The organism is Pandoraea nosoerga, from assembly GCF_902459585.1.
GTDB lineage: Bacteria > Pseudomonadota > Gammaproteobacteria > Burkholderiales > Burkholderiaceae > Pandoraea > Pandoraea nosoerga.
Genome location: NZ_CABPSC010000020.1, coordinates 23,614 through 41,072 on the forward strand (window position 1 = coordinate 23,614; position 17,459 = coordinate 41,072).

Genomic DNA, 17,459 nt, shown 5'->3' on the forward strand with positions numbered 1-17,459 from the left:
AAGAAATATTAATATTTCTTTCCGGTGCGCGGGAGACATAATCGTGTCATTCGTGTTCCTCATGAGCGGCCTCGCGGGGCTGGAGGCACGACGATCGAGAAGGACCGACCCACACAACGCGCCCATGACCATGCCCGCAGACGCCGGGCCGGTGCTCGACGTCACCGGACTAACGCTGAAGTTCTCCAAAGCGCCCGATGCGCCCAACCTCATCGACGGCGTGTCGTTCGCCGTGCACCCCGGCAAGACGCTGTGCATCGTCGGTGAATCGGGCTGCGGCAAGAGCGTGACGTCGCTCGCGCTGATGGGCTTGCTGCCGAGCCCGCCGGCGAACGTCGTGGCCGGACGGGCGATGTTCGAAGGGCGCGATCTGCTCGCGCTCGACGAGCGCGCGTTTGCCGATCTGCGCGGCAATCGTCTCGCGATGATCTTCCAGGAACCGATGACGTCGCTGAACCCGGCATTCACCATCGGTCACCAGATCGAGGAAGGCATTCGCCGTCATCGTGGACTGGACCGTCGGGCCGCGCGCGCCGAGGCGCTCGACATGCTGCGCCGGGTCCGCATTCCCGCGCCCGAGACCCGGCTCGACAACTATCCGCACGAACTGTCCGGCGGCATGCGTCAGCGCGTGATGATCGCGATGGCACTGGCCAACCGTCCCGCGCTGCTCATCGCCGACGAGCCCACCACGGCGCTCGACGTCACGATTCAGGCGCAGGTGCTCACGCTGATTCAGACCCTTCAGCGCGAGACCGGCACGGCCGTGGTGCTGATCACGCACGATCTGGGCGTCGTGGCCGAAGTGGCCGATGACGTCGCCGTCATGTACGCCGGGCGCATCGTCGAGTATGGGGCGGTCGACGAGATCTTCGACGATCCGCAGCACCCCTACACCATTGGCCTGATGGGCGCGATTCCGTCCATCGGCAAGCGCGAGGGCACGCTGGCGACGATTCGCGGCGCGGTGCCGCCGCCCGAGCGCATGCCGCACGGCTGCCGCTTCGCGCCGCGTTGCCCGTTCGCCGAGGCGCACTGCACGCGCGAAGCGCCGGCGGCGCGCGCGCTGTCCGGCTCGCACCGCGTGGCCTGCTGGCTCGCGCCGCTCGAGGCGCATCCGGCGCCGCCCGCCCTGCCGCCCGAAGAGGTCGCCGCATGAACGCCACGCCCGCACTGCTCGAAGCGCGCGACCTGACCAAGCACTTCGGCGGCCATCGCCTCGGTTTCTCCCGCGCCCCCACGGTGTATGCCGTGAACGGCGTGTCGTTCGCCGTGCAGGCGGGCGAGACGTTCGCCATCGTGGGCGAATCCGGTTGCGGCAAATCCACGCTCGGGCGCTTGCTGCTGCGCTTGCTCGACGCCACGCGCGGCGAAGTGCGCTACCGGGGCGAAGACATCATGAAACTGGACGCGCGCGCCATGCGGCGTCTTCGGCGCGAGTTGCAGATCATCTTCCAGGACCCGTTTGCCTCGCTCAACCCCAGCATGACGGTGGGCGGCCTCATCGGCGAGCCGATCGCCCTGCATGGCCTCGCGCGCGGTCGCGCCCGCGACGAGCGCGTGGCCGAGCTGCTGCGCACCGTGGGCCTGCAACCCGACTACGCGCAGCGGTTCCCCCACGAATTCTCCGGCGGCCAGCGCCAGCGCATCGGCATCGCGCGGGCGCTCGCCGGCGAGCCGCGCGTGATCGTCGGCGACGAGCCCGTCTCCGCGCTCGACGTCTCGGTGCAGGCGCAGGTCATCAATCTGCTCGAACGCCTGAAGCACGACTTCGGCCTCACCCTGATCATGGTGGCGCACGACCTCGCCGTGATCCGCCACATGAGCGATCGCGTGGCGGTCATGTATCTGGGCGAGATCGTCGAGCTCGCGAGCGCCGACACGCTCTTCGACAATCCGCTGCACCCCTATACGCAGGCGTTGCTGCAGGCAATTCCGGCGAGCCGCCCGGGCCTGCGGCGCGAGCGCGCGCCGCTGGGCGGCGAGTTGCCGAGCCCCACGGCGCCTCCGCCCGGATGCCGCTTTCACCCGCGTTGCCCTCATGCGCGCGCCGCTTGCCGCGAACAGGCGCCGATTCACGAAGTGCTGTCCGATGGCCGGCAGGTCGCCTGTCACTTCTGGCGCGAGATTCAGAACGCGGGCGCGAGCCCGGCGCGCGCCGCGCCGCCGAGCGAGAAGCTCAGTGCGCGCCTGGCGCTCTACCGGGCGCGGCAGCAGCAAGGCGCCCCTGCGGGCTGAGCTGGCGCCATCGAATTCGGAACGCACCAAATCCACGCACGCACACTTGACCAACCACTCACGAGGGGCTTCACGCATGCGCAACGTTTTGCTCGATCTTGTCCTGGCCACGCTACTGACCACGGGGGCCGCGTCGGCGATGGCGCAGTCGACCATCCGCATCGGCCTGCAGGAGGACATCGGTTCGCTCGATCCGGCACGCAGTTCGCAGGTCGTCGACCGCATGGTGCTGCGTTCGTTGTGCAGCTCGCTCGTCGACATCGACACGAATCTGAAGTTCGTGCCCATGCTGGCCACCTCGTGGAGCGTGAGCGCCGACGGCAAGACCTGGACGTTCAAGTTGCGCCAGGGCGTGAAGTTCCACGACGACGAGCCGTTCAACGCGCGCGCCGTGAAAGCCAACCTCGATCGGGCGCGCTCGCTACCCGCGAGCAACCGCAGGAGCGAGCTGTCGTCGATCGAACGCGTGGACGCGGTGGACGACTCGACGGTGAACATCGTGCTCAAGGCGCCGGACTCGGCGCTGCTCGCCACGTTGTCCGACCGTGCGGGGATGATGCTCGCGCCCAAGACGCTCGGTGACGATGCCGCCGTGCAGTCGCACCCGGTGTGCTCGGGGCCGTACAGGTTCGTGCAGCGCGTGCAGAACGACCGCGTCGTGCTGGAGAAATTTCCAGGCTTCTGGGACGCCGGCAAGTACCCCCTCCAGAAGGTGATCTTCCTGCCGATTCCCGACACCACGGTGCGACTGGCCAACGTGCGCTCGGGCTCGCTCGACATGCTCGAGCGCCTGTCGCCCTCGGACGTGAATTCGGTCAAGCGCGACGCGAACCTGAATTTCGTTTCGATCGACGGCCTGGGCTACTACGGCCTCACGTTCAACGTGGCGCCCAATGCGCCGAAGGCATTGCGCGACAAGCGCGTGCGCCAGGCGTTCGACCTGGCCATCGACCGCGACGCCATCAACCAGGTCATCGGCGGCGGCATCTTCACGCCGGCGAACCAGGCGCTGCCGCGCTCGGGGCAGTACTACGACGCCTCGATCCGCACGACCCGGCGCGACGTGGCGAAAGCCAGGGCGCTGCTCAAGTCGGCCGGTTTCGACAGGGTCGACGTGACGCTCAGCTTCGGCAACAACACGGTGTCGAATCAGATGGCGCAGATGCTCCAGGCCATGCTCGCCGAGGCGGCCATCCACCTGAAGCTGCGTCCGATGGACTATGCGGCGGCGCTCGACGCGGCCCATCGCGGCGACTTCGACGTGCTCTACAACGGCTGGTCGGGCCGTGTCGATCCGGACGGCAACCTGCACCAGTTCGTGTCATGCAAGGGCAATCTGAACTACGGCCAGTACTGCAACGCCGAGGTCGACAAGTTGCTGGGCGAGGCGCGCGTGAAGTCCACCGTGGCCGAGCGCAAGCCGCTCTACGACGCCGCCAACAGGATCCTGGCCGAGGACGACCCGATCCTCTACCTGTACGTGCAGCCGTGGCCGTATGTGCTCACGAAGAAGGTGCAGGGCTTCGTGCCGTATCCGGACGGGTTGATCCGCCTGCGCGGCGTGAGCCTGAAGGGCTGAGGGCGCCGCCATGCTGCGACTCGTCGTCCATCGCGCGCTGGTGGCGATCCCCACGCTGATCATCGTCTCGATGATGATCTTCGGGCTGCAGAAGATGCTGCCCGGCGACCCCGTGCTCGCGATGGCCGGCGAGGACCAGAACCCGCAGGTCATCGCGGCCCTGCGCGAGAAGTACCACCTCGACAAGCCGCTGCCCACGCAATACGCGCTCTGGATGGGCGACGTACTGCGCGGCGATCTCGGCCGCTCGCTGCGCACCGGCGAGCCCGTGACCAGGCTCATCGCGCAGAAGCTCCCCGTGACGCTGCAGCTCGCGGCGTTCGGTCTTGCGATCGCCATCGGCATCGGCATTCCGCTGGGCATTCTGGCGGCGGCCAATCGCGGCAAGGCGATCGATTACGGCGCCAACGTGCTGGCGCTCTCGGGCATGTCGATTCCGAACTTCTGGCTCGGCATCCTCCTCATCTTTCTCGTCTCGGTGCGCTGGCAACTGCTGCCGTCCTCGGGCTACGTGCCGCCGGGCGAAGACCTGTGGATGAGCCTGAAGACGATGATCATGCCCGCGTTCGTGCTGGGGGCGGCGCTCGGCGCGCAGCTCATGCGCCATACGCGCAGCGCCATGCTCGGCGTGCTGCGCACCGACTACATCCGCACGGCGCGAGCGAAAGGCCTGTTGCGCGGCGCCGTGGTGCTCAAGCACGCATTGCGCAATGCGTTGATCCCGATCGTGACGGTGCTCGCGCTGCTGTTGGGCGAACTGCTGGCGGGCGCGGTGCTCACCGAGCAGGTCTTCACGATCCCGGGCTTCGGAAAGCTGGTCGTGGACGCGGTGTTCAACCGCGACTACGCGGTCGTGCAAGGCGTGGTGCTGGTCACGGCCGTGAGCTTCATCGTGTTGAACCTGCTCGCGGACGTGCTCTACGTGCTGCTCAATCCGCGCCTCAGGCGTGCATGAGGCGGCGAATGAGGCGGCGCATGAGGCGTTCCCGAGACGTTCCATGAGGCCTTCCCGAGACGTTCCCTGATGCGTTCATGAATTGTTCTTGAAGCGCGTCCGAAACACGTCAGGACGGCGCAACGTTTCTCGACCGACACCGGAACCCGTACAGACTTCACCGACTTCGAACATGGCCGCACTGCCCACGACTCCTCCATCACCGAACACGCCTGCCACGGGGATTGCCCCAGCCGCTGCGGTCGCTGCGGCGCCGCGCCGCCGCTATCGCGGCCTGCGCAAGTTCGTGCGCAACCGCGCGGCCGTGGCCGGCGCCGTTATCGTCGCGTTCGCGGTGATCGTGGCACTCTTCGCGCCGTGGCTCTCGCCGCACGATCCCATCGCCACGAGCTTCCTCGCGGTGCGGCAGGCGCCGGGCGCGCTGCATTGGTTCGGCACGGACGAACTGGGCCGCGACGTGCTCGCGCGCATGATCTACGGCGCACGCGCCTCGCTCGCCGCGGGCGTGGTGTCGGTCGGCATCGCCGTGATCGTGGGCGTGCCGCTCGGGCTGCTCGCCGGCTACTTCGGGCGCTGGGCGGATGCGATCGTGTCGCGTCTGGCCGACGCGCTGCTCTCGATCCCTTTCCTGATTCTGGCCATCGCGATGGCGGCGTTCCTCGGCGCGAGCCTTACCAATGCCATGATCGCCATCGGCGTGTCCGCCATGCCGCGCTTCGTGCGCCTGGCGCGAGCGCAGGCGCTCACCGTCAAGGCGGAGGAGTACGTGGAGGGCGCGCGCGCCATCGGTCTCACGCACACGCGCATCATCGTGCGCTACATTCTTCCCAACGTGCTGCCGCCGATCATCGTGCAGGCGAGCCTCACGGTCGCGACCGCCATCATCGCGGAGGCAAGTCTGTCGTTTCTCGGGCTGGGGCAACTGCCCCCCGCGCCGTCGTGGGGCTCGATGCTCAACACCGCCAAGGACTTCGTGGAGCAAGCGCCCTGGATGTCCATTTTCCCCGGTATCGCCATCTTTCTGACGGTACTCGGCTTCAACCTGCTGGGCGACGGGCTGCGTGACGCCCTCGATCCGCGCGAACAATAGCGCGAGCCCGCGGGACACTTCCACCACCATAGACAGAGGTCAACAGCAAGTCCATGACGCACTTCAATTGGCAGAACCCGTACCCGACGCCGCGCCTGCCGGTGTTCGCCCGCAACATCGTGTCGACGTCGCACCCGCTCGCGGCTCAGGCCGGTCTGCGCATCCTCTGGCAGGGCGGCAACGCCGTGGACGCGGCGATTGCCGCCGCCGCGTGCATGACCATCGTCGAGCCGGTGTCCAACGGTCTGGGCGGGGACTGCTTCGCGCTCGTCTGGGACGGCAAGCAGGTCCACGGTCTGAACGCTTCGGGAACGGCGCCGGGCGCATGGAGCGTCGACTATTTCCGCAAGAAGTACGGCGAGGAGCACGGCATCGCCAGGCAGCCGATGCGCGGCCTCGACACCGTGACGGTGCCCGGTGTGATCGCGGGCTGGGAGGCGCTGCACGCGAAGTTCGGCAAGCTGCCGTTCGCCGACCTGATGGCGCCGGCCATCGACATTGCCGAACGGGGTCACGCCATCGCGCACATCGTGGCGCGCAAATGGGCCGCTGCCGTGCCCGAACTGAAGAACCAGCCCGGTTACGCGCAGACCTTCACGATCAATGGCCGTGCGCCGACCACGAGCGAGATGATGCGTTTTCCGGGCCACGCGCGCACGCTGCGGCTGCTGGCCAAGGAGGGGCCGCGCGCGTACTACGAAGGCGAGATCGCGCAGCGTATCGCCGCGTGGAACGCCGAGCATGGCGGCGCGATGACGGCCGAGGATCTGCGCAACTACCGCGCCGACTGGGTCAAACCCATCGAGAAGGACTATCGCGGCTACACCGTGCACGAGATTCCGCCGAACGGGCAGGGCATTGCGGCGCTGATGGCGCTGGGCATTCTCGAGAAGTTCGACGTATCGAGCATGGCGGTGGACCGCGTGCATTCGCAGCACTTGCAGATCGAGGCGATGAAGCTCGCCTTCGCCGACCTGTACAAGTACGTAGCGGATCCACGTTCGATGGAAGTCACGCCCGAGCAGATGCTCGACGACGCCTATCTCACCGAGCGCGCGCGGCTGATCGACCCCGAGCGCGCCACGCAGTTCGACTTCGGCATGCCGAAGGCGGGCGGCACCATCTATCTGAGCGCGGCCGACGAGCACGGCATGATGGTGAGCTTCATCCAGTCGAACTACATGGGCTTCGGTTCGGGCGTGGTCGTGCCCGATCTGGGCATCGCGCTGCAGAACCGCGGCTGCGGCTTCTCGATGGACCCGAAGTCGGCCAACGTGGTCGAAGGCGGCAAGCGCCCGTTCCATACGATCATTCCGGCCTTCCTCACGCAGAAGGTGGACGGCAGGCACGAAGCGGTCATGAGCTTCGGCGTGATGGGCGGCGACATGCAGCCGCAGGGCCATCTGCAGTCGATCGTGCGCATGCTCGACTACGGCCAGCAGCCGCAGGCCGCATGCGACGCGCCTCGCTGGAAGGTCAACCGCGACTTCACCATCGACGTCGAAGCGACGCTCGATCGCGAGACCGTCGCGGGCCTGGTCGCGCTTGGCCATAAGCTCAAGGCCATTGACGACCCGTACATGGACTTCGGTTCCGGCCAGTACATCTGGCGTCTGGATCGCAACGATCCGGAGCGCGGTTACGTGGCCGCGAGCGACAGCCGTCGCGACGGCCTGGCCGCCGGCTATTGAGGACCAGCCACCCACCTCGCCGGGGCGGGTCCCCCGGCGGGCCGGCGCACCCGGCGCCGATCGCGAACGCCGCCGCCCGAAGGGACGGCGGGAGGACCGAAGCGCGCGCCGTCGCACTGTCAGTGCGTGCTCACTCGTCTCGGATTCCTACATGGGGTTGCCGGCATGAGGCTACGTGAAGCTTCCGTTGGTTCATCGAATCGTCACAGTTCCCCCGCGATAATCACGTCGCACGAAGAATCTACAAACTAATTCGGCGGCCGATCTACCGCGTCCATTCGCGCGGGGGCACCGGGCGCCGGTGCGACCCGGGGAAAATGACGCCATGACGATCCGTCATCGAATAACGCTATTGGTGATCCTGACGTTTGTCGCGCTCTCGATCATTGGTGGCTATGCCGTCTACCAGACGCGCGCGAGCGCACAGAAGGTGCGCCAGGTAACGGAAGGCGTGGTGCCGAGCGCGCTCGCTTCCGCCGATCTCGTCTCGCAGGTCAAGGCGGTCCAGATCGCCACCATGACGCTGGTGTACGCGCCGGATGGCACCGTCGTCGAACAGGCGCTCGACAATCTGAGGAAGCTGCGCGGCGAGATCGACCAGTCGCTCGCCCGTCAGGCCGAAGGCGCTGCCAGCGATGCGCAGAAGGGCCTCGTCACCCAGGCGCGCGAGAGCGTCGAGAACTACTTCAATGCGATTGCCGAGACGGCCCGACTCAAGCAGGCGGGCAAGACCGAGATGGCGCAGGCGTTCCTTTTCGCCATGGTCGCGCAGTATCGCGACGAGCTCGAAGGCGTGGTCAACACGCTGCGCGTGGAGAAGAACCGCCAGAAGGACTCGGCCATTGCCACGCTCAACGACACGCTCTCGACCACCACGACGGCCATCGGCCTCGTGACCGGACTGGCCATCGTGCTGCTCACGGCCGTCGGCGCGCTGCTCTACCGGCAGATCACGCGTCCGCTCTCGCGCATGCAGGCGATGATGAGCGAGATCGCCAGCAGCCAGGACTTCACGCGTCGGGTGCCGGTCGGCCGCATGGACGAGATCGGTCATTCGATCGTCGCGTTCAACGGCATGATCGAGAAGATTCAGGAGCGATCCGCGCAGCTCAAGCAGAAGACGGCCGACATTCAGGCCATGTTGCAGAACATGCAGCAGGGCATTCTGACGGTGATCGACGGCTCGAAGGTGCATGGCGAGTATTCCGCCTACCTCGAAGCGATCTTCGAGACGAAGGATATCGCCGGACGTCCGGTCATGGAACTGGTCTTCGGCGACAGCGATCTGGGCTCGGACGCGCTCTCCCAAGTCGAAGCGGCCATCGACGCGTGCATCGGGCAGGACGCCGTCAACTTCGCCTTCAACGAGCACCTGCTGGTCGGCGAGATCGGCAAGCGCATGGCCGACGGCCGCGTGAAGCAGCTCGATCTGACGTGGTCCGCGATCACCGACGAGAACGACACGATCCTGCGTCTGATGCTGTGCGTGCGCGACGTGACCGAGCTGCGCGAACTGGCCGCCGAGGCCAACGAGCAGAAGCAGCGCCTGGAGATGATCGGCGAGATTCTGGCCGTCAGCCAGGAAAAATTCCATCACTTCATCGAGAGCTCCACGAGCTTCATCCGCGAGAACGAGCGCATCATCCGCAAGCATTCGCAGGCCGACAGCGCGGCGATCGCGGAGCTGTTCCGCAACATGCACACGATCAAGGGCAATGCGCGCACGTACAACCTGCAGTACCTGACCAACGTCGTGCACGAGACCGAGCAGCGCTACCACGAACTGCGCCAGCCCGACGTTGCCCGCCAGTGGGACCAGGACGGCCTGATGCGCGAGCTCCAGCGCGTGCGCGAAGCCGTCGACACCTACGCGCGGATCAACGAGATGAGCCTGGGCCGCAAGGGGCCGGGCAAGGCCGCCGATGAACAGACGATGGTGGTCGATCGCGCACACATCCGCGCGAGCCTGCGCATGCTCGAAGCGGCCGACCCGAACGACCTGCGTCAGCTCGTCGCCATGCGCGACGCCGTGCACCAGACGCTGCGCCTGCTTGGCACCGAAGGCGTGGGCGAGGCGCTGGGCGGCGTGCTCGACTCGTTGCCGTCGCTGGCCGCCGAGCTGGGCAAGCCAGCCCCGGTCGTGCGCATCGACGACAACGGCTACCGGCTGCGCCCGCCGGCCGTGCGCATCCTGCGCGACGTGTTCATGCACCTGTTGCGCAATTCGATGGACCACGGCCTGGAGAGCGCCGAGGAGCGCCGCGCCAGCGGCAAGCCGGAGGCCGGCACCATCGACATCGAAGTGGGCCTCGATCACAACATGCTGCAGGTCACGCTGACCGACGACGGGCGCGGCCTCGCGCTGCACCGGATTCGCGGCATCGCGGTGCAGCGCGGCTGGATCACTGAGCAAACCTACGTAAGCGACGAGCAGATCGCGCAGTTCATCTTCCGCCCCGGCTTTTCGACGGCCTCGCAGGTCACCGAAGTCTCCGGGCGCGGCGTGGGCATGGACGCGGTGCAGGACTTCGTGCGCCGCGAGCACGGACGCATCGAGCTGCGCTTTACCGACGAGCGCAAGGGCGCCGAGTATCGCCAGTTCCAGACGGTCGTTTGTCTGCCCGACAACCTCGTGGTCGACGGCTTCGACTTGAATAGCGTGGCTGCCGACGCGGTCGATCCGCCGGCGTTCGCGAGCGGCGCGCGCAACGCACCGCTTTCGGAGACGAGATGAGTATGTCGGCAGTGCAATGGTTGTTGGCCGGTGTGCTCGCCGGCGCAGCGGGAGCGGGGCTGATCGCGTTCGTCGCGCACCGCGCGCGCCTGGCGCGGGCCACCGCGCATTGGCGCGCGCTCACGAAGACGCATGACGAGGCGCTCGAGCAGGCGCTGGAGCGCGAGCGCCTCGCCGTCGCCGCGAAGGCCGAACTCGCACAGGCCAACGACGAGGCGCTGGCCGAGCTGCGCGCGCGCCTCGCACGGGCGGAGCAGGACCTGCAGGCGGCGCGCAAGTCGGAAGCGGCCGTGCTCGACGCCAAGGCGATGTGGCAGGGCGAGGCGCAGCGCATCGCCGGCGAAGCCGCGCGCCTGCGCGGGCTGGCGGCGACCTTCGAGCGCTGGCATGAGCAAATGATCTCGCTCATGACGCAGAACCAGGACATGCACGCGAAGAACCACGAGCTCGCGTCCATCGTGCGGCATGTGCTGATCGTCTCGCTCAACGCGTCGATCGAAGCGGCGCGCGCGGGCGCGGCCGGGCGCGGCTTCGGCATCGTGGCGAGTGAAGTGCGTGCGCTTGCCACCCGCTCGGAGGAGCTCTCGAAGAGCTATCGCGACAGCTTGCATCGCAACGACGTGACCACCACGGCGACGTTTCAGGACATTCAGGCGGGCGGCAAGATGATCGCGGCCTCGCTCTCCAGTGTCGAGGCGCTCGCCCAGCAGTTGCATTCCCGACTTCACTGAGCAGGCAGGTTTCGTTGTGATCAGCGCTCACGCACGCGACAGTTTCGAACGCATTCTCCACAAGGCCGCGCGCACCCGGCTTGCCCGCGCCGAGCACGACGTGTGCGAGATCGTGCCGATCGGTACGAGCCACGACACGCGGGACAGCGCCGATCTGGCGGCCCGCTACGCCAACGTGGTGGTGCTCACGATCTCGTCGATCGGCTTTCGCATGCTGCTCGTGCTGCATTTCGACGAAGACGAGACGACCGCGGCGTACTTCTGCGGCGACGCCGGGGACAAGCCGTTTCGCGAAGTGTTTCTCGAGATCAGCAACCTGTGCTGCGGCGCGATCAACCAGGAGCTGCTCAATTATTTCCCCGACCTTGGCATGTCCACGCCCTATGTGCTGAGCGCGCGCTGCGTGCCGTACCTCATGCAGCTCAAGCCGAATCATCTGGCGTCGTGGGAAATCACCTTCGCGGGCTCGGTGCGGCTCGCGGCCACGCTGTGCGTGTGCGCGCACGCGCCGCTCGACTTTCACGCCGACGTCGCCGGGACGCAGGACAGCAGCGGCGAGCTCGAGATGTTCTGAGCGCACGGCCTCCCGCGCCCGGGCGGCGGCGCGATCGGCGCCGGGCGGGTCGCCCGGCATCGCCCAACACCGAATTACGACTTGGCAAGGAAATACGACAATGAACCGAAGCACCCCCCGCGAGTCGGTCAGCCAGTTTCTGATCCTGGACGACAGCGTCGAGCACGAATATCCCGAAGCGCTCGTGCGCGGCATGATCGACATCACCGAAGGCGTGTTTCGCGGTCTGTTCGGCGATATCGCGCTGTCGTGCGAGCCCCCGAGCGTGGTGCGCGATCGCATCATCTTCGGTGAAGTGTTCAGCCTGATCCCGCTCGAGAGCGCCTGGTGCCGCGGCTACATGATGATGCAGGCCGAGCAGGTGCCGTTCATGCAATTGCTGGAGCACACCGGCCGCTGCGAGGGGCAGGCCGGCTTTCGCGAGCTCAACGGTATGCTCGGCGAATTGACCAACCTCATCTGGGGGGCGTTCAGAAATCGTTACATGGGCGATCCGGCAACGGTCGACCGCATGCAGGTGCAGGTGCCGCTGCTCATCAACCACAAGCAGAAGTACATCTCGTTCGGCACCGACAACCCGCAGCTGTGTTTCGTCTACCGGCTCACCGATCCGGTCGACGGCCGCGTCGTCACGCTGCATCAGCATTTCGTGTTCAGTCTCAACTGGTCGCCCGAAGCGTTCCGCGAAGCGGCGCAGGCGAGCGCCGGGACTGTCGAGACCGGGGCGCTCGAACTGTTCTGAGGCCCCGGCTTGCTCACCCATCACTCACACACACAAGGACAACACCATGGCTAAGATTCTCGTGGTCGACGATTCGAGCACCGTGCGCGACGAAGTCGCGGGCTTTCTGCGCAGGAACGGCTTGGACGTGGACACGGCCGTCGACGGCAAGGACGGCCTGGCCAAAATCAAGGCGAGTCCCGGCGTGAAGCTCGTCATCAGCGACGTGAACATGCCCAACATGGACGGCCTGACGATGGTCGAGAAGATTCGCGGCGAGCTCGCGAACACGACCGTCAACGTCGTGATGCTCACCACCGAGAGCAGCCCGGCCATGAAGGAGCGCGGCAAGGCCGCCGGCGTGAAGGGCTGGATCGTCAAGCCGTTCAAGGGCGAGGCGGTGCTCGAGACGTTCCGCAAGCTCGCCGGCTGAGCCGGGCCGCGACGCGTCTCGCGTCGAAGGCGCGATCGGACGTGGGCAACTGCGGCGCTGCACGCAGGACGCAGGCATCGCGGCGAATGTCGCCGCCACGCGGCGGCGGCGTTACACTGCTCACTTTCCGCATTCGCGAAGATCGCGCATTCTCGCCTTTAGCCCATGAGCGTCGCATCCCAGAAAAAGAAACCGGCTGCCGTCCCCGAATCCCAACAATCCGTCGCCAGCGCGCCAGATGCCGAGACGAACGACGCGCGCGGCGCGCATGACGCCGGCGCCTACGTCCCGCGTCCGGCGGCCGATGCGGCAGACGCCCGTCCGCGCCGCTCCAAGCTGCGGCTCACCTACGTCATCGCGAGCCTGGACCGGCTGCTGCGCCGCCACATGACCGAGGCGCTCGCGCCGCTCGGCCTCACGCTCGCGCAGTTCACGGCGCTGTCGGTGCTCGACGCTCGCGGCAAGCTCTCCAATGCGCAGCTCGCGCAACGCTCGTTCATCACACCGCAATCGGCCAACGAAGTGGTGAGCGTCATGGCCGCGCGCCAGTGGATCACGCGCGAGCCCGACCCCAATCACGGCCGCATCGTGCTGCTGCAACTGACCGACGAAGGCCGTCGGGTGCTCGCGCAATGCGAGGCCGTCGCGAAGGAGATCGACGCACGCATGCGCGCCGGCGTCAGCCGCGAGGACGCCGCCGCCGTGCAGCGCCATCTCGAACTGTTCGTCCGGAACCTGCGCGACTGAAGCTCCCCCTCCACCGGCTCGGACCTCATGGCCGTACCGCCTCGCCCGACTCCGGGTTTGTCCCGACCCGCCGATTGCTTGTTTTGTCAGGTAGCTTGATATTAAATGGAGTCCGTCGCGCGCAGGAAGACGCGCACGAGTGAAAGCGACCGAATCCCGGTGATATCGCAAGACGAAGACGGCGAGCCCTTCGTGCGGCCTCGTCCCAGTTGCGATGCGCATGTCGTTAATATCAGGTTGCCTGATTAATAACCTGGTTGATTGGCGCATGTACATCGTCTCGTCGCCCGATGCCGGCAACGGCGCATCAGGTGCCGCCAGCGACAGGCGGCAGCCGACGTCCATCAAGAAGAGTACAGGAGACACCATGGAATCGAATCGGGACGGCAGCGCGCAGGCGTTGCCATTGGGGGCCGAGGGCGCCGGCAGTGCGTCGAGTCCGGTCGCGCTCACGCTGGCGCTGTGTTTTGCGGTGGCACTGCTCGAGGGCCTCGACCTGCAGTCGGTCGGCGTGGCCGCGCGAGGCATGGCCCGGGAGTTCGGCCTGAGCGTCGCCCAGATGGGCATTGCCTTTTCGGCGGGCACCTTCGGTCTGCTGCCGGGGGCGATGGTCGGCGGGCGCCTGGCAGACAGCATCGGCCGCAAGCGCGTGCTGATGCTGTCTGCGGCGCTTTTCGGCGTGCTGTCGATCGCCACGGCGTTCGTATCGGACTTCTGGATGCTGGTGATCGTGCGCGTGCTCACGGGCATCGGCCTGGGCGGCGCAATGCCGAACCTGATCGCACTGTCCTCGGAGGCGGTTGCGCCGCGCCTGCGCGGCACGGCGGTGAGCATCATGTACTGCGGCATTCCGCTGGGCGGCGGCATCGCGGCGACCATCGGCATGCTCACGGTAAGCGAGGCGGATTGGCGCCACATCTTCTACGTCGGCGGCGTCGGCCCGCTGCTGCTGTTGCCGCTGCTCGCGATCTGGCTGCCCGAGTCGCGCGCCTTCGCGGCGGCCACCGCGCAGGGGCAGCGCGCCACGCCCGCGCCCATGATGTCGGTGCTCTTCTCCGAAGGGCGCGGTATCTCGACGGTGCAACTGTGGCTGTCCTATTTCTGCACGCTCATCGTGCTGTACTTCCTGCTCAACTGGCTGCCGTCGCTCATGGGCTCGCGAGGACTGGCGCGCGGCGAGATCGGCTGGGTGCAGATCCTCTTCAACGTGGGCAGCGCCGTGGGCGTGCTGTTGCTCGGCTACCTGATGGACCGCGCACGCATGTCGCTCGTGATCGGCGGCATGTACCTCGGCATGATCGCTTCGCTCGTCGGTCTGGCCGCCGCACACGGCTTCGGCGTGCTCGCCACGGCGGCATTTTTCGCGGGCATGTTCATCATTGGCGGCCAGTCCGTGCTGTACGCCCTCGCCGCGGCCTACTACCCGACGGCCATGCGCGGCACGGGCGTGGGCGCCGCCGTCGCGATCGGGCGCATCGGTTCGGTGGTCGGCCCGCTCGCGGCGGGCATGCTGCTCGCCGTGGGCAGCAGCGCGGCGGTGGTGATCGGTGCGAGCATCCCGGTCACCGTCGTGGCGGCGCTCGCCGCGCTCACGCTGATCCGTCGTCCCCGCGCGGCCGACTGACCGGGCTTCATCGCGGTCGGCTTCGCTTGCATGCGACGGATGGCGCTTACTCGCCCCGTCGCGTTTTTTTCTTGAGCACGCGCCCGCGCGCTCGGGCTTTGAACTGCCGGCACGGCATCCATGCTCGGCCGGCGAGACACATAAAACTAAATCGATAACCAGGAGACTTTCATGGCACTTCGCTCTCTTCGCTTCGCTCCTTCGCGCAAGGGCGCCCTGGCGCTCGGCGCCTTCGCCGCTTGCGCCGCGCTGGCCGCGCCCGGCATGGCGCGCGCGCAGTCGAACGTCACGATGTACGGCATTGTCGACACCGGCATCGAGTACGTGTCGCACGCGAGCGCAAACGGCGCGGTGTGGCGCATGCCGGGCGTGACCGGCGAACTGCCGTCGCGTTGGGGCCTGCGCGGCAGCGAAGACCTCGGCGGCGGCCTGTCGGCCATCTTCCAGCTCGAGAGCGGTTTCAACGTGCGCGGCGGCGACCTCGGGCAGGGCGGCCGCCTGTTCGGCCGTCAGGCGTTCGTCGGCGTGAAGGGCCCCTACGGCACGCTCGCGTTCGGCCGTCAGTACACGATGACCTACTACGCGCTGCTGGGCTCGGACGTGCTCGGCCCGGACATCTACGGCATGGGCTCGTTCGACGCGTACATTCCGAACGCCCGTGCCGACAACTCGGTCACTTACCAGGTCGGCTGGCAGGGGCTGACCTTCGGCGTGGGCTATTCGTTCGGCCGCGACTCCGGCGGCACCGGCAACTCGCCGGGACAGGGCACGTGCGCGGGCCAGGTGCCCGGACAGGCGGTGCAGTGCCGCGACTGGTCGGTGATGCTCAAGTACGACGCGAGCAACTTCGGCGTTGCGGCGTCGTATGAGGAGCAGCGCGGCGGCACCAACGCGGCGGCCAACTTCTTCGACGGTCAGCCGACGTCCGCCTTCACCAGCAGCAGCGACAAGGACACGCGCACGACGCTCGGCGCGTACTACAAGTACGGCGCGCTCAAGGTCGGCGGCGGCTGGCTCGGCCGGCGCGTCTCCACGTCGGCAGTCAACACGCACTCGAACCTGTTCTATCTGGGCGCCGCCTATAACGTTACGCCGGCATGGCTCGTCGACGGCGAGGTCTATCGCATCATCAACAGCGACCACGACACGCGCGGCACCATGACCACGCTGCGTGCGACGTATTCGTTCTCGGTGCGCACCGCCGTCTACGCGCAGGCCGCCTATCTGTTCAACAGCGCGCGCGCGGCGTACTCCGTGAGCGGCGGCGGTGGCGGCACCACGCCGCCGGCCGGCACGGGCCAGACCGGGGTGATGCTCGGCATGCGCCACACGTTCTGATTTTTTTCGGATCAGGGTTTTCACTGAAGACATCGGGCTTGTAATGTAAGGTTTCCTGATATTAAATGTGACTGTTGGCAACGCCGCGCGTCACTTCCGGCGCGCGGTGCAGGAAATTCAGGACACTTGGGAATTACGCAAATGAATGCATACGAAGGACGCTGGAAAACGATCGACGTGAAGGTGCAGGACGGCATTGGCTGGGTCACTTTCAACCGCCCGGACAAGCGCAACGCGATGAGCCCGACGCTCAACGCCGAGATGAACCAGGTGCTCGACGCGCTCGAACTCGACGCCGACGCCAAAGTGATCGTGCTGACCGGCGCGGGCGCGGCGTGGACGGCCGGCATGGACCTGAAGGAGTATTTCCGCGAGATCGACGGCGGCCCGGAAATCGTGCAGGAGCGCGTTCGCCGCGACGCGTCCGACTGGCAGTGGCGCCGCCTGCGCATGTACGCGAAGCCCACCATCGCGATGGTCAACGGCTGGTGCTTCGGCGGCGGTTTCTCGCCGCTGGTGGCATGCGATCTGGCCATCGCCGCCGACGAAGCCGTGTTCGGCCTGTCGGAAATCAACTGGGGCATTCCGCCGGGCAATCTGGTGAGCAAGGCGATGGCCGACACCGTGGGACACCGTCGCGCGCTGCACTACATCATGACCGGCGACACGTTTACCGGCGCGCAGGCCGCCGAGATGGGGCTCGTCAACCAGAGCGTGCCGCTCGCGCAACTGCGCGAAGCCACGCTGGCGCTGGCGGCCAAGCTGCTGGAAAAGAACCCGGTGGTGCTGCGTGCGGCCAAGCACGGCTTCAAGCGCTCGCGTGAGCTCACGTGGGAGCAGTGCGAAGATTATCTGTACGCGAAGCTCGATCAGGCGCAGTTGCGCGACCCCGAGCATGGCCGTGAGCAGGGCCTCAAGCAATTCCTCGACGACAAGTCGATCAAGCCGGGGCTGCAGGCTTACAAGCGTTGATGCGGCGCCCGGGAAAGCGACCGGGCAAACGG

General features: G+C 67.0%; 15 protein-coding genes. All 15 read left to right on the forward strand.

The genetic code is table 11. The features are described from left to right. The first annotated feature begins 130 nt into the window (after positions 1 to 130). The 15 genes from PNO31109_RS20210 (at position 131) to PNO31109_RS20280 (ending at position 17,427) form a co-directional block, all read left to right on the forward strand. A complete protein-coding gene (locus PNO31109_RS20210) occupies positions 131 to 1,159 on the forward strand; it encodes an ABC transporter ATP-binding protein (RefSeq protein WP_370750491.1) in 1,029 nt (342 codons plus the stop codon). Then, on the forward strand, positions 1,156 to 2,238 hold the full coding sequence (locus PNO31109_RS20215) for an ABC transporter ATP-binding protein (RefSeq protein WP_150557233.1): 1,083 nt from the start codon (positions 1,156 to 1,158) through the stop codon (positions 2,236 to 2,238). Before PNO31109_RS20210 ends, PNO31109_RS20215 begins: the two co-directional genes overlap by 4 nt. Positions 2,239 to 2,314: 76 nt before the next feature. Next, a complete protein-coding gene (locus PNO31109_RS20220) occupies positions 2,315 to 3,817 on the forward strand; it encodes an ABC transporter substrate-binding protein (protein WP_174966485.1) in 1,503 nt (500 codons plus the stop codon). A gap of 10 nt (positions 3,818 to 3,827) precedes the next feature. Beyond that, positions 3,828 to 4,772: an ABC transporter permease gene (locus PNO31109_RS20225; RefSeq protein ID WP_150557234.1), complete on the forward strand. Its 945-nt coding sequence runs from the start codon at positions 3,828 to 3,830 to the stop codon at positions 4,770 to 4,772. Between the two features lie 172 nt (positions 4,773 to 4,944). Then, entirely contained in the window at positions 4,945 to 5,862 is a 918-nt protein-coding gene (locus tag PNO31109_RS20230; RefSeq protein WP_241014123.1) for an ABC transporter permease, read from the forward strand. Positions 5,863 to 5,915: 53 nt separating this feature from the next. After that, complete coding sequence (locus tag PNO31109_RS20235) at positions 5,916 to 7,553, forward strand: gamma-glutamyltransferase family protein (RefSeq protein ID WP_150557235.1); 1,638 nt, start codon at positions 5,916 to 5,918, stop codon at positions 7,551 to 7,553. A 325-nt stretch (positions 7,554 to 7,878) separates the two neighbouring features. Further along, positions 7,879 to 10,287 carry an MCP four helix bundle domain-containing protein gene (locus PNO31109_RS20240; RefSeq protein ID WP_150557236.1) on the forward strand — a complete coding sequence of 803 codons (2,409 nt, stop codon included), beginning with the start codon at positions 7,879 to 7,881 and terminating at the stop codon, positions 10,285 to 10,287. A 2-nt stretch (positions 10,288 to 10,289) separates the two neighbouring features. After that, a complete protein-coding gene (locus tag PNO31109_RS20245) occupies positions 10,290 to 11,018 on the forward strand; it encodes a methyl-accepting chemotaxis protein (protein ID WP_150557269.1) in 729 nt (242 codons plus the stop codon). A 16-nt stretch (positions 11,019 to 11,034) separates the two neighbouring features. Further along, positions 11,035 to 11,592, forward strand: a complete 558-nt coding sequence (locus PNO31109_RS20250) for a hypothetical protein (RefSeq protein ID WP_150557237.1) — start codon at positions 11,035 to 11,037, stop codon at positions 11,590 to 11,592. Between the two features lie 100 nt (positions 11,593 to 11,692). After that, positions 11,693 to 12,334, forward strand: coding sequence for a chemotaxis protein CheX (locus tag PNO31109_RS20255; protein ID WP_150557238.1), 642 nt, complete (start codon positions 11,693 to 11,695; stop codon positions 12,332 to 12,334). 46 nt (positions 12,335 to 12,380) lie between these two features. After that, a complete protein-coding gene (locus PNO31109_RS20260; RefSeq protein ID WP_150557239.1) occupies positions 12,381 to 12,746 on the forward strand; it encodes a response regulator in 366 nt (121 codons plus the stop codon). A gap of 165 nt (positions 12,747 to 12,911) precedes the next feature. Continuing rightward, positions 12,912 to 13,493, forward strand: coding sequence for a MarR family winged helix-turn-helix transcriptional regulator (locus tag PNO31109_RS20265; RefSeq protein ID WP_241014122.1), 582 nt, complete (start codon positions 12,912 to 12,914; stop codon positions 13,491 to 13,493). A gap of 367 nt (positions 13,494 to 13,860) precedes the next feature. Further along, a complete protein-coding gene (mhpT, locus tag PNO31109_RS20270; RefSeq protein WP_241014121.1) occupies positions 13,861 to 15,117 on the forward strand; it encodes a 3-(3-hydroxy-phenyl)propionate transporter MhpT in 1,257 nt (418 codons plus the stop codon). A 171-nt stretch (positions 15,118 to 15,288) separates the two neighbouring features. Then, positions 15,289 to 16,455 carry a porin gene (locus PNO31109_RS20275; RefSeq protein ID WP_150557240.1) on the forward strand — a complete coding sequence of 389 codons (1,167 nt, stop codon included), beginning with the start codon at positions 15,289 to 15,291 and terminating at the stop codon, positions 16,453 to 16,455. Between the two features lie 141 nt (positions 16,456 to 16,596). After that, complete coding sequence (locus PNO31109_RS20280) at positions 16,597 to 17,427, forward strand: p-hydroxycinnamoyl CoA hydratase/lyase (protein WP_150557241.1); 831 nt, start codon at positions 16,597 to 16,599, stop codon at positions 17,425 to 17,427. The last annotated feature ends 32 nt before the right edge of the window (positions 17,428 to 17,459 follow it).